This is a genomic window from Candidatus Accumulibacter cognatus (genome assembly GCF_000584975.1).
Lineage (GTDB): Bacteria > Pseudomonadota > Gammaproteobacteria > Burkholderiales > Rhodocyclaceae > Accumulibacter > Accumulibacter cognatus.
Genome location: NZ_JDST02000006.1, coordinates 1 through 15,924, shown reverse-complemented (window position 1 = coordinate 15,924; position 15,924 = coordinate 1). Strand labels below are relative to the sequence as shown.

The 15,924-nt window shown below is 57.7% G+C and carries 10 protein-coding genes and 1 tRNA gene; 4 read left to right on the top strand and 7 right to left on the bottom strand.

Annotated features, from left to right (window positions below):
* Positions 1-78: 78 nt before the first annotated feature.
* Complete coding sequence (locus tag AW06_RS01670; RefSeq protein ID WP_034944599.1) at positions 79-639, top strand: chemotaxis protein CheD; 561 nt, start codon at positions 79-81, stop codon at positions 637-639.
* Positions 640-645: 6 nt separating this feature from the next.
* Entirely contained in the window at positions 646-1,461 is an 816-nt protein-coding gene (locus AW06_RS01665; protein ID WP_034944597.1) for a protein-glutamate O-methyltransferase CheR, read from the top strand.
* A 164-nt stretch (positions 1,462-1,625) separates the two neighbouring features.
* Here the strand turns inward: AW06_RS01665 and AW06_RS01660 are convergent, their stop codons facing one another.
* The 5 genes from AW06_RS01660 to uvrA form a co-directional block, all read right to left on the bottom strand.
* Positions 1,626-2,426 (bottom strand): SDR family oxidoreductase, encoded by an 801-nt coding sequence (locus AW06_RS01660; RefSeq protein WP_034944595.1) that lies wholly within the window; start codon positions 2,424-2,426, stop codon positions 1,626-1,628.
* A 244-nt stretch (positions 2,427-2,670) separates the two neighbouring features.
* Positions 2,671-2,743, bottom strand: a tRNA-Ala gene (locus AW06_RS01655).
* Between the two features lie 95 nt (positions 2,744-2,838).
* A complete protein-coding gene (locus tag AW06_RS01650; RefSeq protein WP_034944592.1) occupies positions 2,839-3,447 on the bottom strand; it encodes a hypothetical protein in 609 nt (202 codons plus the stop codon).
* Positions 3,448-3,539: 92 nt separating this feature from the next.
* Complete coding sequence (locus tag AW06_RS01645; RefSeq protein ID WP_034944589.1) at positions 3,540-3,824, bottom strand: HU family DNA-binding protein; 285 nt, start codon at positions 3,822-3,824, stop codon at positions 3,540-3,542.
* 243 nt (positions 3,825-4,067) lie between these two features.
* Entirely contained in the window at positions 4,068-6,953 is a 2,886-nt protein-coding gene (gene uvrA, locus AW06_RS01640) for an excinuclease ABC subunit UvrA (RefSeq protein WP_273704282.1), read from the bottom strand.
* 78 nt (positions 6,954-7,031) lie between these two features.
* Between uvrA and AW06_RS01635 the strand changes: the two genes are divergently transcribed.
* Positions 7,032-8,243, top strand: a complete 1,212-nt coding sequence (locus tag AW06_RS01635) for an MFS transporter (protein WP_171047278.1) — start codon at positions 7,032-7,034, stop codon at positions 8,241-8,243.
* A 67-nt stretch (positions 8,244-8,310) separates the two neighbouring features.
* Positions 8,311-8,784 carry a single-stranded DNA-binding protein gene (gene ssb / locus AW06_RS01630; protein ID WP_034944586.1) on the top strand — a complete coding sequence of 158 codons (474 nt, stop codon included), beginning with the start codon at positions 8,311-8,313 and terminating at the stop codon, positions 8,782-8,784.
* 348 nt (positions 8,785-9,132) lie between these two features.
* Here ssb and AW06_RS01625 read toward each other — a convergent pair whose 3' ends face one another.
* Positions 9,133-10,263 (bottom strand): response regulator, encoded by a 1,131-nt coding sequence (locus tag AW06_RS01625; protein ID WP_034944583.1) that lies wholly within the window; start codon positions 10,261-10,263, stop codon positions 9,133-9,135.
* On the bottom strand, positions 10,260-15,911 hold the full coding sequence (locus AW06_RS01620) for a PAS domain S-box protein (protein WP_273704281.1): 5,652 nt from the start codon (positions 15,909-15,911) through the stop codon (positions 10,260-10,262). The genes AW06_RS01625 and AW06_RS01620 overlap by 4 nt, the downstream gene beginning before the upstream one ends.
* Positions 15,912-15,924: the final 13 nt, after the last annotated feature.

Here is a 15,924-nt window from a genome sequence, read left to right as displayed (position 1 = left end):
GCAACTGCAGGAGCTGATGACCTTCTTCCGCCTGGCCAACAACGGCCACCGCAGAGCGGCGATGAGCGGCGTGTCCAGATGAGCAACCCGCGCGACCTCGAGCGCCTGGCGCGCCACGTCAATCCCGGCGGCTGGGCGATCGAAAACGAACGACCGATCGCCACCCTCCTCGGCTCGTGTGTCGCCGTCTGCCTGTGGGACCCGCAGCTCCGGGTAGGCGGCCTGAATCACTTCATGTTGCCGAAATTCGAGAAATCGGCCAACAAGGACCTCGACGTCCTGCTTTGCGGCAATTTCTGCATGGAAGCACTGATGAACGGCATGCTCGCCCGTGGCGCCCAGAAAAAGCGTCTGCAGGGCAAGGCTTTCGGTGGCGGCAATGTCATTTCATCGCTGACCGGCGTCAGCATCGGCGAGCGCAACGCCGAGTTCGCCCGCGAGTGGCTGGCGCGCGAGGGCATCCAGTTGGTCGCCTCGGACCTGATGGGGCCGTGGTCGCGCAAGGTGATCCTCGACCCGCAGACCGGCGAAGCCTTCTGCAAGCGCGGGCAGACCAACCAGAGCATTTCCGAAGCGGAAAGCCGTTACGCCAGCACGCTCTTCATCGCACCAAAGAAGACCGACATCGAGCTATTCTGAGGACTTATGAACCATTCCGAATCCCCGATCACCGACCAGGAGTTCGCGCTTTTCCAGCGGCTGATCTACAAACTGGCTGGCATCAGCCTCTCCGATGCCAAGCGCGTGCTGCTGGTGGGCCGTCTCGGCCGCCGTCTCGCGCATTACAAATTTGACACTTACTCCCAATATTATCAGCTGGTGTCCTCCGGTCAGCATCCTCATGAACTGCAGCAGATGATCGATCTGCTGACCACCAACGAGACCTATTTCTTCCGTGAACCACAGCACTTCGACTTCCTGCGCGACGTGATTCTCAAGGAGCGGCGCGGCGCAGGTGCTTTCCGCATCTGGAGCGGTGCCAGTTCTAGCGGCGAAGAGGCCTACTCGATGGCGATGGTACTCGCCGAGCATTGCAACGACAGCCCCTGGGAAGTTTTCGGGTCGGACATCAGCCTGACCGTCCTGGCGCGAGCACAGGCCGGGGTATATGCGCAGGAACGGATCTCCGGCATTCCGCCAGGCTACTTGCGCAAGTATTGCCTGAAGGGCGTACGCTCACAGGAAGGCAAGTTGCTGATCGACAACCAGCTCAAGCAGCGTGTCCGCTTTGCGCAGGTGAACCTGACGCAGCCGATCACCGGCGTCGGCGACTTCGACGTGATATTCCTGCGTAACGTGATGATCTATTTCGATGCCGAAACGAAGCGCAAGGTCATCGAGAACATGCTGCCGCACCTGAGACCGAATGGCTATTTCATCGTCGGCCATTCCGAATCGCTGCACGGCATCAGCAACCGGCTGCAGGCCCTGAAACCGACCATTTATCGAAGACCACGGTAGGGATCAGATAGGCACGCCGTCACGATTACGGGCCGTGACGGCAACCGTGCCGGCCCTTCCCCCCGATTTGCTGTCTACGCAGACCATACTCCCAAAACCAAAGCGTGCTTACCCGCCGGGCAGGCGAATGCCGACCCTCCCGAACCGACGCGGGTACCGGTCATTCACCCCGGCAGAGGCTCCGGATTGCCAAGTGCGGTGGTGTTCAGCCCGCCATCGACATACATGATCTCGCCGGTGATGCCACTGGCAAGGTCGGAGAGCATGAAGGCGGCGGCGTTACCGACTTCATCAATGGTGATGTTGCGGCGCAGCGGTGCGTTGTGCGCGTTGTAGGCAAGCAGGCGCGAGAAGTTGCCGATGCCTGAAGCGGCCAGCGTCTTGATCGGGCCAGCCGAGATGGCGTTGGCGCGAATTCCTTGCGGACCGAGGCAGAAGGCGAGGTAACGGGTGGCGGCTTCGAGGCTAGCTTTGGCAAGACCCATGGTGTTGTAGTTGGGCATGGTGCGCTCGGCGCCAAGGTAGGAGAGCGCGAGCAAAGCTGGCTTACGGCCTTTCAGGAGCATTGGCCGGGCCGCCTTGGCAAGTGCCGGGTAGCTGTACGACGACACGTCATGCGCGATACGAAAGGCGTCGCGGGTGATGCCCTCCAGAAAGTCACCTTCGATGGCTTCACTGGGGGCATAGGCTATCGAATGCAGGAGACCGTCGAGGCCATCCCAGGCTTCGGCAAGGCCGGCGAAAAGCTGTTCGATCGCGATGTCATCGGAGACATCACAAGGGTAGACGAGAGTGCTGTCGAATTCTTTGGCGAATTTGGCAACGCGATCCCTGAACCGATCGTTCTGATAGGTGAGCGCCAGTTGCGCGCCTTCGCGATGACAGGCCCTGGCAATGCCGTAGGCGATCGAGTGTTTCGACAGCACGCCAGTGATCAGGATACGCTTGTCTGCGAGGAATCCCATGAGTTCTCCATGGCTAAGGTTGGCTGGAATTGCAGTTGTTTCGAAAGATCTTAAGCTGCGCATTATAAAGGAATGGCCGCCTGAACCGGCGATTGATGGCTGCCTGGGAGGGTTGATGGCGTCCGCGATGAAGTCGCGGGTCTTCGCCGAACTGCAATAGGCCTGCTCCAGTTGCCTATCGGTCGGATCAGCCAGAAAACAAAAGCCAGACCTTGTGAGTCTGGCTAACTGTTTAATTTAATTGTGGAGACAGGCGGGATCGAACCGCCGACCTTCTGATTGCGAACCAGACGCTCTCCCAGCTGAGCTATGCCCCCGAATACGCTTGCATTCTATTCTGCACGATTGACTGCGTCAATCCCATGGTCGCCAGGGATTGCCAGGCCTTCGATCGTGGAAATGTAAGAAGGGTTTATTTCTTTGCCTTGGCAGGTGCAGGGACAACCGCGATGGCAACCGCTTCAGAGAAGATGCCCTCCACCTGATCACCCTTGCTGATCAGTTTGAGTTGTTCCGGATCCCTGATCTTCAGGGTAACTGTCTTCTTCGCGCCACGTAGCGTCACGGTCTTTTTCTTGAGGTCGACCTGTTGCACATCGGCAATGAAGGCAACCTCTTTCGCCTCGTAGGCCGCCGGTTTCTGGCCGGCAGAGGCCGAGGCCGAGCCCTGCTGCGAACTGTCGATACGCTCGCGAAGCGCGCCGCCGCCCTTCTTGAGTGTCATCATCAGTTCCTGGGTGTAGGTCGTAACGACCTGGTCACCCGCCTTGATCTGGTCGAAATTCTTGATTTCGTCGCCGGCAATGACCTTCATTTGTTCACCTCTGGCGTTCTTGAGCACAATGCTGCGCGATGCCTTGTCGATTGATTCCACGAGCAGGGTTGCTCTGGCTTCAATCAGACCGGCGAACTTGCCAGGACCGACGGCGGCCACGGCTTCGGCGACGGCAGGTTGCTGCGCGGATACGGCAAGCGGCAAAAGGATCAGGGCGACTGCAGCCAGTGCGGAAGAAATACGCATTGAGGACTCCGATAGAGGGGAATGTTGAAAAGATGGGTGATCTACTGCTAGAGGCCCGCCGACTTCACCGAGCCCTGAACAAAGTTAAAAAGTTACTCGTCCTTGCCTGCAACCCTGGCCTTGAAAGTTGCGCCAGCGGCAAACTTCGGAACGATGGTTTGCGGGATCAGGATTTTTGCACCAGTCTTCGGATTCTTGCCTTCCCGGGCAGCGCGCTCACTTGCCTTGAAGGAGCCGAAACCGACCAGGGTTACTGCCTCCCTTTGGGCAACCGATTCAACGATAGTCTCGATTACAGCATCCAGTGCTTTCGCGGACGCGACCTTCGACAGGTCGGTACGCGCGGCGATGGCGTCGATCATTTCGGACTTGTTCATGGTATCTCCTCTTGTGATTAATGGTGATTGACTAAGGGCATTTCTCTGGCCGGATTCTGGCCTTTGATGGCACTCTAGGGAAGGGTGGCGATCAAGAATGGAAGGCTGTAATTCTGGCATGGATTCCATTACTGCAAACAAGTTTCTGTGCTTGCCAGCGGCAGGCAGCGCATCACAATGGTGAAAGGGCCTGGCGGAACCACTTTCGTCTGGTCTCAGCAAATAGTGGTAGTGGCTATCTGTTCAACGGTCGGTTCCACCCGAGCTCGAAGCTGTTGCAATGGTGCTGGCCTGGTTGTAACGCGCGAGCAACAGATTCAGGAAGCGGCCACTATGGCTGACCGGAGCCACGGCAAGCTGCTCCGGAGTTCCGACCGCAAGGATGCGGCCACCGCCGGCGCCACCTTCGGGGCCAAGGTCCACCACCCAGTCAGCAGTCTTGATGACATCAAGATTATGTTCGATGACCACCACGGTATTGCCGTGGTCAACCAGGCGGTGCAGCACTGTCAGCAGCATCTCGATGTCCTGGAAATGCAGCCCGGTAGTCGGTTCGTCGAGAATGTACAGGGTTCTGCCGGTGTCGCGTTTCGACAGCTCGAGCGCCAGCTTGACGCGTTGTGCCTCACCGCCCGACAACGTGGTGGCCGCCTGACCCAGGGTGATATAGCTGAGACCGACATCGACCAATGTCTGCAGCTTGCGGGCCACCACCGGGACGGCGTCAAAGAATTCGCGCGCGGCCTCGACTGTCATCTGCAGGATTTCGTGAATGTTTCTGCTCTTGTACTGGACTTCCAGCGTCTCGCGGTTGTAACGCTTGCCGTGACAAACGTCGCAGGCGACGTAAATATCGGGCAGAAAGTGCATCTCGACCTTGATCATGCCATCGCCCTGGCAGGCCTCGCAGCGGCCACCCTTGACGTTGAACGAGAAACGGCCAGGACCGTAGCCACGCGAACGGGCTTCCGGAACACCCGCGAACAATTCGCGGATCGGTGTCAGTAAGCCGGTGTAGGTCGCCGGATTGGAGCGCGGCGTTCGCCCGATCGGACTCTGATCGACGTTGATCACCTTGTCGAAATGATCGAGGCCGACGATCCGGTCGTGCTCGGCAGGCTCGGCCGACGATCCGTAAAGATGCCTGGCCGCCGCCGCGTACAGAGTGTCGTTGATCAGCGTCGATTTGCCTGAGCCGGAGACACCAGTGATGCAGGTGAACAGGCCGACCGGGATGCCCACGCTGACGTTTGCGAGGTTGTTGCCACGTGCACCAACGATCTGTAGCAAGCGTGCGGCATCCGGCTGGCGTCGCTCGCCGTGCATGCCGATGCGTCGTCGCCCGGCCAGATAGTCGCCGGTCAGTGAGGCCGGATGGTCGATGATTGCCTTTGGTGTCCCTTCGGCAACGACATGGCCGCCATGTACGCCGGCGCCAGGGCCGATGTCGACCACGTAATCGGCGCTGCGGATGGCTTCCTCGTCGTGTTCGACGACGATCACCGTATTGCCGATGTCTCTGAGCTGTTTGAGGGTCTTCAACAGTCGCTCGTTGTCGCGCTGATGCAGGCCGATCGAAGGTTCGTCAAGCACGTACATCACGCCGGTCAGCCCGGAACCGATTTGCGAAGCCAGGCGGATGCGCTGCGCCTCACCGCCCGAGAGCGTTTCTGCCGAGCGGTCGAGCGACAGGTAGTCGAGGCCGACGTTGATCAGGAATTGCAAGCGATTGCCAATCTCCTTGAGCACCTTCTCGGCAACCTGCGCCTTGTTGCCGGGGAGTTTGAGCGCCAGGAAATAGTCGCGTGCGTCCTGCAATGGCTGACGACTGATTTCGTGCAGGGTGCGTGCATTGTCTTTGCTGCCGATCCGTACGTTACGTGCTTCCTCGCGTAAACGGCTGCCCTGGCAGGTCGGGCAGGTCTGGTTGCTGATCAAGCGCGCCAGATCCTCACGAACGGCAAGCGAGTCGGTTTCCTTGTAACGACGTTCGAGGTTGACCACGATGCCTTCAAAAGCATGCTCGCGTAGGGTCATCTGACCACGCTCGTTGACATAGTTGAATGGCACTTGCGCGCGTCCCGAACCATAGAGCAGAATCTGCCGGACGTTCTCGGGCAGTTCGTTGAACGGTGTATCGATCGCGAAGGCATAGTGTGCGGCGAGCGAGCAGAGCATCTGAAAGTAAAAGGGATTGCGCCGGTCCCAGCCGCGAATGGCGCCGGCAGCCAGAGACCGTTCCGGGTGAGCCACAATGCGTTTCGGATCGAAGAACTGGATGACGCCAAGACCGTCGCACTTCGGGCAGGCACCCAGTGGGCTGTTGAATGAGAAAATCCGGGGTTCGAGTTCGGATAGCGAATACGAACAGACCGGACAGGCAAACCGGGCAGAAAAGAAATGCTCGCGTTGGCTGTCCATCTCGTAGGCAATGGCGCGGCCATCGGCGTGGCGCAGCGCGGTTTCAAAAGATTCGGCAAGGCGCTGGCGGATGTCTTCACGAATCTTGAGCCGGTCAACGACCACGTCGACGCTGTGTTTGTGTGTCTTGGCGAGTTTGGGAACGGCATCGATCTCGTAAATCTGGCCATCGATCCGCAGGCGGGAAAAACCTTGTGCCTGCAACTCGGCAATCAGCTCTAGTTGCTCGCCCTTGCGGTTGGCGACCACCGGCGCGAGAATCATCAGCCGGCTCCCCTCTGGCAGCGCCAGAACATGATCGACCATCTGCGATACTGTCTGCGCTTCGAGCGGCCGCTGGTGTTCGGCACAGTACGGCGTGCCGGCGCGGGCAAAGAGCAAACGCAGGTAGTCGTGGATTTCGGTGACCGTCCCGACCGTCGAGCGCGGGTTGTGACTAGTCGCTTTCTGCTCGATCGAGATCGCCGGCGAGAGTCCCTCGATCAGATCGACCTCGGGTTTCTCCATACGCTGCAGAAACTGCCGTGCATAGGCCGACAATGACTCAACATAGCGGCGCTGTCCCTCGGCATAGAGGGTATCGAAAGCCAGCGAAGACTTGCCGGAGCCTGAAAGACCGGTAATCACGATCAGTCGGTTGCGAGGCAGGTCGAGGTTGATGTTCTTCAGGTTATGGGTGCGCGCGCCGCGGATCCTTATCTCTCGCATCTCGTCCATGGGTGCTGATCTGAGGGGCTTGGGCAAACCTGTTAATATACGCAATTCTGAAGTCCGGCAGCAAATTCCATGTCCACCTCCCATACCGACCGCATGAGCAGCCAGGAAAAACGTACCGGCATCAGCCTGGCGGCAGTTTTCGCCCTGCGCATGCTCGGCCTGTTCCTGATCCTGCCGGTGTTCTCGATCTACGCCAAGGAATTGCCTTCGGGGAATGACATGGCGCTGGTCGGCATCGCGCTCGGCGCCTATGGGCTGACCCAGGCCTGTCTGCAAATCGCCTTCGGGGCCGCCTCCGATCGGTTCGGACGCAAACCGGTGATCGTCTTCGGGCTACTGCTTTTTGTCGCCGGCAGTTTCGTTGCCGCGGCTGCCAACGATATCTATGGGATCATCGCCGGGCGCGTGCTGCAGGGCGCCGGCGCGATTTCGGCTGCGGTCACGGCACTCGCCGCCGACCTCACCCGCGAGCAGCATCTCACCAAGGTCATGGCGATGATCGGCTCGTCGATTGGTCTGGTGTTCGCCATCTCGATGGTCGGAGCACCACTGCTGTACGTATTGGTTGGCATGCCCGGGATCTTCGTGCTGACCGGGATTCTGGCACTGCTGGCGGTGGTCGTCGTGCTCAGAGTGGTGCCCACTGCACCGAAGGTGCCACGGCAACCAGTGTGGCAGAGCTTTGTCGAAGTCCTGACGAATCGCCAGTTGCTGCGCCTGAACTTCGGCGTCTTCGCGCTGCACATGATGCTCACAGCGATGTGGGTGTTGCTGCCGGTCAAACTGATCAGCACGGGGGGCCTGCCGGTCGCCGAACACTGGAAGGTGTATCTGCCAGCGCTGCTGGTTTCCTTCATCATCATGGTTCCGGCAATCATTCTGGCTGAGCGATTCGCCCGCATGAAGCTGATCTTCAATGCTGCAATCGTACTGCTGCTGGCGGTGCAGATGGGTTTCGGCCTGCTTGCCGGCGGACTCTACGGTCTGGCCTTCTGGCTGATGCTGTTCTTTGTCGCTTTCAATATCCTCGAAGCCACGCAGCCGTCGCTGATTTCGCGGATTGCCCCGCCGCATGCCAAGGGCGCGGCACTCGGTGTGTACAATACCACGCAGTCCGTCGGGTTGTTTCTGGGTGGCCTCATCGGCGGCATCCTGGCCAAGTATGCCGGCGCCGGTGCCGTCTGGGGGGCCGGAGCCGTGCTGTCCTTCGTCTGGCTTCTGCTCGGGCTGACCATGTCGATGCCACCGCCGCGCACCCGGCCGGCACCGGTGCCAGCATAAGCCCCTATAATCGCGCTGATCCGCTCATCTTTTCTCGTCCACCGTACACCACATTCTGGGAGGCAACATGGCTTCGGTCAATAAAGTGATTCTCGTTGGCAATCTGGGTGCCGATCCGGAAACCCGCTATCTGCCCAGCGGCGACGCCGTCTGCAACATCCGGATCGCAACCACCGATCGTATCCGCGACAAGACCTCGGGCGAGTACAAGGAGAGCACCGAGTGGCACCGCATCGTTTTTTTCGGCAAGCTTGCCGAAACTGCCGGCCAATACCTGAAAAAAGGCCGGCAGGTATATGTGGAGGGGCGTATCCGGACCAACAAGTGGCAGGATAAGGACGGTAACGAACGCTATACGACCGAAATCATTGGTAACGAAATGAAAATGCTTGGCAGCCGCGAAGGCATGGGCTCGCCGTCCGCAAGCGAAGGTGAGTACGGGGGCAGCATGCCGTCGGCTTCAGCTGCCGGTTCAGGACGTCAGGCACCAGCCAAGAAGACGCCGAGTTTTGAAGACATGGATGACGACATCCCGTTCTAACCCGAACTCATACAGAGTAAAGATTCAGCCGACCCGGATTTTGGTCGGCTTTTTCTTTTCTTTCAGTCGGTTAATTTGTTTGGCTCTATATGTGTTTCGGGCGGTTGAGCATTGAAATGAGTTGTGCGTAAAGGTATGGGTTCAGCGATATATTGCCGGCGTTGAATCTCGACGCTTGACTGACTCTCCCATGCCCTGTGCGGCTTGCTGTACCGAACAGAATTCGGCAGCTCCTCGGCCAATGCAGACTTTGGCTAGGTAATATTTGTCGGTCGGCAATGCGTACGTAACCTGCCAGACAAACGGCACCTGCTTGGTAGCGCCGGATCCAACCACTCACGCCTTAGATCACATACTCGCCCTTCCTGATGCCCGAATACCGGCAAGTAAAGAACCGAGCTGCGTGTCGAACTCCAGGCCTTGCTGAAACAGGTCGAGTGCCCTTTCAAATCCACTGTCCAACTGCGCATTCAATTGCGCTTCCTGGCCATCGGATAGACCGAAATGCAGTATCTGCTTGGCGAGTTGCTCGCTCAATTGATGCAGAATCACCCGCATTTCTACCTGCTGGTTTCGATACTGGGTACGCAGCGTATCGATCGCTGTTTCTATCGCCACCGCAGTTGCTGCGAGTTGCTGGTTGCGACGCCCGACTTCGCTCTTGCTGATCAAGGCGCACAAGTTGTTCTCGCAGCCCTCGGCGACTATCGCCAGATAATGGCGCAGACGGCCACTGCGTTCCTCGTCATCGACAGGGAGGTTCTTGACCAACAGCGAGGCATGGGGGTAGTTCACGACCATTCGCGAGCTGAACTGGAAAATGCGATCCAAATTGATCGTTTTGGCGAACACCGACTCCTCCAGCGGCGAAGCCGGGCCTTGAGCGTTGAATGTCTCATTGCCCCACGGCATCCGGCATTGCAGCGCTGCTTCGAGGCCGTACTCTGACACTGTGGAAAGCGTCATCTGGGCCAGCGATGGCGTATTCATGCAACTCGGCGCATTGCGCAGATAGTTGAGTGCCATACCGGCCTCACCGAGATTGGCCAGGAAACTCATGGCCACCTTCTGGACGGATTCATGTTCCGCCCTCATCCGTTTGCGTTCTCCAATCAATCCAAGCACCGTGCGAACTTTCTGAACCACCTCCTCTGGCGCCACGGGCTTGATCAGAAAGTCATCACCTCCCGCTTCATACGCCCGTAGCCGATCCTCCAGAGAATCGAGCGATGAGAGAAATATCACGGCAGGCTGCTCACCGGTGGGCAGCTTGGCACGCAATGCGCGACAGGTGTCATACCCATCTAAGTCCGGCATGCGGATATCAAGCAGAATCACATCCGGCGTGAAGGATTCCAGCCGCGACAATGCTTCCACACCTGAAGGAATTACGCTTACCGTAAATTGACCGTCCAGCGCGATGCGCGGAACTGCGGCAGCCAGTTCGTCATCATCGACAATCCATACGCTGTTATTCATGAGTCGACTCCCTTGTTTCGAGATTGATCAGGCTGTTGATAACGATCGATACATTCCAAAAAGACCTTGCGGGCAAGATTCAAGGTGCTCGTCAGGGTGGCCAGAATGCTGATTCGATCGACAGGCTTTCCTTCAGCAAGCGACGACTCGATCTCTCGAGTGATATCGGCCAACTCAATTGCGCCCAAGGTCAGTGCACTGCTTCGCAACGCGTGCAGCTGCCTCATGGCCTGTTGAGTGGCTTCGTGTGAACTGTCTTGCAGGACGTCACGTAATACCTTTTGTGTGACGTCCAACGATTCCAGAAACCGCTTTAACAAGCGGATGAAGATAGTCAGATCTCCGCCGAGGTGATCAATGGCCTCGGCCAAGGCAAATCCGGGCGGACTCTCCAAAGCTGCGACAACTTGGGCTAGGCGTGCAGGATGTGCCGCTGGTTCATTGCACTTGCAGTGACGCTGAATTATTCGCCGCAAGTTCGCGATCTCGACTGGTTTGGCGAGGAAGTCGTTCATCCCCGATGCAAGACATTTCTCGCGGTCCTTTGATTCCACGCCAGCGGTAATCGCAATGATGGGCAGGTCAGCTATTCGGTGCACTTCGCGCAATATCTTTGTGGCTGAAATGCCGTCCAGGACTGGCATCTGTATATCCATCAGCACCACATCGAATGGCAACTCATCGGTTGGTTCCCGACTGACAATTGCACTACCATTGCTCGCCAGTACCTGCGCGATAGCCTCGCTGCCGTCTTTGGCCAATACGGCATGGGCACCTAATTTCTCCAACATATTCATCAAGACAATTTGATTCAGTTCCTGATCCTCGACAACCAGAATGCGCAAACCAGCGAGGTTTTGGGCAGAGGCAGAGGCAGAGGCAGAGGCAGAGGCAGAGGCATCCACCACGGGTAACATCAGGACAAACCAGAAACAACTGCCATGCCCGGGACTGGAATTGACACCGATCGTCCCGCCCATGGCATCGACCAGTCCCTTCGCGATTGCCAGCCCCAGGCCCGTGCCGCCAAATCGCCGTGAATTGCCGCTTTCGGCTTGGATGAAACGTTCGAAGATCCGTTCGCACTGCGAATGAGAGATGCCGATGCCGGTATCTTGGACTTCGAAGCGGACGACAACGCTCTGCGCTGACTGGAATGTGCAAGAAATACGAAAATCGACACGGCCCTGCTCCGTAAACTTGATGGCGTTGGATCCGAGATTCATCAGTACCTGCTGGATCCTCAGGACATCTCCTTCAAACCAAGTGGGACAGGAGCTATCGAATTGGGTGGCCAGGGTCAATTGCTTACGGGCCGCGACGTCCCTAAGCGTGTCCACCACTGACTCCACCGCTTCCCGCAACGAGAACGGCTGGGGCAGGATGTCGATGCGCCCCGCTTCGATGCGCGAAATATCGAGGATATCGTTGATGATGTTCAGCAGGATTCGCGAGGTGCGATAGGCCCGATGGACATAATCGGCCTGACGCGGGTCGAGTGCCGTGCCCTCCAGCAATTGCAGCAAGCCCAGAACGCCGTTCAGCGGCGTACGAATTTCGTGGCTCATGTTGGAGAGGAAATCACTCTTGGCCTGACTGGCGGCCTCGGCATTCTCCTTGGCAACCAGGAGCACCCGCTGTCTTTCCATCTCGGGCCGGCTATCGCGCATGATGGCCGAGAGGAACGACGACTGGCCATCCAGCCCTCGATGCAGCGTACCGATGTGGGACACCGGGATCTCATGGCCGTCACGGTGGCGCAAGGCCAAATTTCCATGCCATTGCCCATGGCTGAAGATATACGGAATGATTTCCTCCTGGTTCAGCTTATTAGCCCAGTCCGGAAAAAACTCACCGATATCCATTGATGTAATGTCCGCTTCCTTGGACATACCGATCAGTGCACGCCCGGCCGGATTCAAGTAGACCGCCTTGCCATCGGTACTGGCAATGCCCACGAAGTCAGGCGACGCTTCAAAGATGTCCAACATTTGCCTGGACCTCTGCTCCATCTGCTTACGTTCGCTAATGTCCTCAACCACCCAAATGCTGGCATCGAGGGGCGCATCCGGATTGATCGCCTGGCCCGAAATACGGGCCCAGAAAATCGTTTCGTCGGCAGCCATAATTGGCATCTCCACGATGTACGGCGTGCCGCTAGCCAGGACGGGATAGCATTCCCGTCCGAAACGGTCGTAGTCTTCAGGTGTGGCATAACATTGGGACAACGAGTATCCCGGCAGGGCCTCAGCCGACAACTTGAGCAAGGTGGCCAGTTTCAAATTTCCCCAGACGATTTTTCGGTCCCTGACCAGGGCAATCCCTACTGCGGAGTTTTCAAGGATGGCGTTGAGTTTGGCGGTCTGTGTCCTAAGCGTCGTCTCAGCCAGCTTGCGCAATGTGATATCGGTGTGGATCGCTACGCCCTTGGATTCCCCGTCAATGGGAACGAAGTCCAGCGAGTACCACCGCTCACACTCGGGCGATGCGCAGGGATACTCCAATTTGAAGCACGCCAATTTCCCGTCAAGCACCTTGCGAATACCATCGGCTACGTGTAGTGCCGTGCTTCGTTCTTCACCTGACGAATCGTTACAGACAGTTAAGTAATTACCTCCCACATCCGTTCCCGTAGGCATCATCTCGCCTTGGCCATTGCCATTTTCATGCGCAAATTTTCGCCACGCTTCATTCACCGCGATGATTGTCCCATCCGCATCGATTACGGCGATGTGGTTCGGTAAGGAATCCAGAATCCTCTGCACAAACATCCAGCTGTCACTCAACTCATCTTCCAGTTGCTTGCGTTCGGTGATGTCCAAGCCAATGCCAGCGATGAAACGCTGCCCTTTGTCGTTGGCAAAGGAGAATGTGTTGTTCAGCCAAAATCGCGTCACGCCATTTCGGTCAACCGTGCTTTCTACGACAGTGGCAGCCTGGCCCGACTGTAATACCGCCAGGTCGTTATTTCGGAATTCTGCAGCGACTTCGGCGTGAAACAGATCAGCATCCGTTTTGCCCAGCCATAGCGCCCGATCTGCGCCTGCAACAAGCCGCTCATACGTCTTGTTGAAGTAGACGTAGCGTCCGGACTCGTCCTTCAGCCAAGCGATGGTCGGACTGTTGTCCATGAAATGGCGGAAACGCTCTTCACTGTCCTCCAGAGCTTGCTGGGCAGCGTGGATTTCCGTGAGATCGAGCACTTGCGAGAGCAGGTGGTGCTGACCGCCTATCGTCACACGAAACAAGGTGACCTTGACATCGAGCTTCTGGCCAAACGCGCCCCCCTCCCTGTTTTCGAAGCCTCGCGGATATCCGTCTGCGAGTGTGGCGCGGGCCAGTGCATCCCATCCACGTGCGCAAAATACGGGATTGGTAAAGCAGTTAAAGCCGGCAAGTTTCTCGGGGGGGGCATTCAAGGTCGGGCTGGCAGCCTCATTCATCCAGATGACCTGTCCATCCACCCCGAACAGAAGTTTTCCGGTCAAGTCCTGAGAGAGGATTTCTCTCATCTGACTTAACTCGTTTTCATGTTGAGCGAGAGCGCTTACCCGCATCTGCTGCCGCGTCAGGGTCCGTACCAGCCAACCCAGCAGGAAGGCGATGATCAACATGATTTGCAGACGTGCAGGAACCTTGCTCGCGTTCGCATCCAGGTGGGGCATGGCGCTGACTTCAATGGTTATTTGACTGGTCAACGGATGTTCCGAGGTAGGCCGAATCCCCCAATGTGGGTGATCCTGATCGTGGTGCGGCGTATGCCGGGCATGCCCTGCAATCAAGTCGTCATCCGCTTCCACGGCCACCGCGGGCCATTGGTTCAGGACAAGAACCGGCTCCACCTTCCCCACGCCGATTCGGACGCGGTACATATAGCGATCCTGACTTTGAATGAACGCCTCCACGGCCAGAGGCAGCTTGACCAGGCTTTGCGCCACCCCCACGAAACTCCGGGTGGTTTTCGCAGCGGAATTCCGGTAAACCGGCGTCTGATACAGCATGCCGAACCCGCCCTGCACCAGCGGGATCGGCCCCGTCCATTCCGGCTTGCCGGTTTCTATGATCTTCCTGATCATGGCGGCTCGCCCGGGATCGGTCAGCAGGTTATGGCCGATTGCAGACTCGTTACCCGGCAGAGGATGAATGTATTTGATGATCCCTTTCGGCGCCCATTCCAGAACAATACCTTTTCCTGCCAGCCGCTGGAGTTCGCCCAGTTCAGCTGCAAACGCTTGTTGCGAACTGATGGCCGGTAGCAGCTCTGGACGCATGGCTTCGGCCATGTGTTCGGCATCCTGCAGGGACTGTTCAATCAGATGGACTAGCTCTTCAGCCCTTCGTTTCGCACCTGCCCTGAGGCTCTCATGATCTTCCAACCTCAAGGTGTAGAGCCAGCCGCTTCCCAGCACGAGGGCCACCAGAGCGGTCGCGATGCCGAAGCGGTTTCCGGCAGTCTCGGCGAGAAAGGAATTTCCTGGCGCTTGGACAACATCAGGCCTGTCCGCCACGACAGAATACGCGCCGCTATTCTGATTCAGCCAACGCGTCATGCCGAAAACCAGGCTACCTACCAGGCCATGCATGACGAGCGCGTGATGCAGCAATCCAAGTACGATAGCAGGGGACGTCAAGACCACCAGCCACAGCAACATGGCCAGCCAATGGCGTTTGACCGGCAGGAAGAGTCCGATCACCAATCCGGAAACGGGCAACATGGATACCATGATCTGCGGAAATGTTCGCGCAGCCGCCATGCTCCAGGCGATCGCAAAAACGACGGTCGCCACGGGGAGCCAGCGACGGATCGGAGCCAATTTGACTGCAAAGCCGAAAGCGAACAGTGCGGCCATAACGCCTGCGGCGCTGGCAACGGGCATCTGGTTTTGACTGTGAGCGTTCAGCCATTCGAAATTGAACGCCAACACCACGTTGGACGTCATCAGCCAGAGCATCAGCCAGGCGGCGCATTTTTCGAGGTTGCGTACCGGGTCTTCTCCTCGGCGAATTCCGCTGACGCGTTTGGCCCAAACCAGCGGTACAGCGCAGGCGGCGACCAGCAAACGGATCAGAGCATTGGCATCGGGTGCTTGCTGGCCAGCACCGAACCAAATCGTCATGGCCGCCAGACACAACAGCGCCAGAAACCCCAATGCTGCGACCCATTGCCAAGCATCCAACTCAAAAAGTCGGCGCTGGCGGGACGGCGAAGGCAGTGGTGACCTCTCCAGCAGAACGATCGCCAAGGCGCCCAAGATGCCGATCAGCGGCAACGCCCATTGGACTGTAGAGCCGACCTGCCACGCTGTAAGTGGCAAGGTGATGCCGATGATCACGCTTACCCATACCAAGTTGGCTATCACCCGCCGTGAATTCATACCCCAAAGCGGCAGGAACAAGGTAAGGCCTAATACAAGGAGTGTGACCAGGAGTAGCTTCGATTCGGGGCCAAGGCCGACATCGGGAAAAAACGCAAGACGCACGCAAAGCATGACCATGTAGCTGACGACAAAACTCTGCAGCAATTGGCTGACCAAGCGGCATACATTCAAGTCGCCTCCATCGAGTATGGAAATGGAAGGCCGGTTATACTGAAATAGGTAACAAATAACTTTAACTGTCTGGTGTAATGGGCTGTAGAATTCGAGCATTGCTTTCTGTAGG

What these genes read in the sequence shown, in the direction of transcription:
- AW06_RS01670 (WP_034944599.1), top strand. Translation starts at nt 79, where the DNA reads ATGAGCAACCCGCGCGACCTCGAGCGCCTGGCGCGCCACGTCAATCCC.
- AW06_RS01665 (WP_034944597.1), top strand. Translation starts at nt 646, where the DNA reads ATGAACCATTCCGAATCCCCGATCACCGACCAGGAGTTCGCGCTTTTC.
- AW06_RS01660 (WP_034944595.1), bottom strand. Translation starts at nt 2,426, where the DNA reads ATGGGATTCCTCGCAGACAAGCGTATCCTGATCACTGGCGTGCTGTCG.
- AW06_RS01650 (WP_034944592.1), bottom strand. Translation starts at nt 3,447, where the DNA reads ATGCGTATTTCTTCCGCACTGGCTGCAGTCGCCCTGATCCTTTTGCCG.
- AW06_RS01645 (WP_034944589.1), bottom strand. Translation starts at nt 3,824, where the DNA reads ATGAACAAGTCCGAAATGATCGACGCCATCGCCGCGCGTACCGACCTG.
- uvrA (WP_273704282.1), bottom strand. Translation starts at nt 6,953, where the DNA reads ATGCGAGAGATAAGGATCCGCGGCGCGCGCACCCATAACCTGAAGAAC.
- AW06_RS01635 (WP_171047278.1), top strand. Translation starts at nt 7,032, where the DNA reads ATGTCCACCTCCCATACCGACCGCATGAGCAGCCAGGAAAAACGTACC.
- ssb (WP_034944586.1), top strand. Translation starts at nt 8,311, where the DNA reads ATGGCTTCGGTCAATAAAGTGATTCTCGTTGGCAATCTGGGTGCCGAT.
- AW06_RS01625 (WP_034944583.1), bottom strand. Translation starts at nt 10,263, where the DNA reads ATGAATAACAGCGTATGGATTGTCGATGATGACGAACTGGCTGCCGCA.
- AW06_RS01620 (WP_273704281.1), bottom strand. Translation starts at nt 15,911, where the DNA reads ATGCTCGAATTCTACAGCCCATTACACCAGACAGTTAAAGTTATTTGT.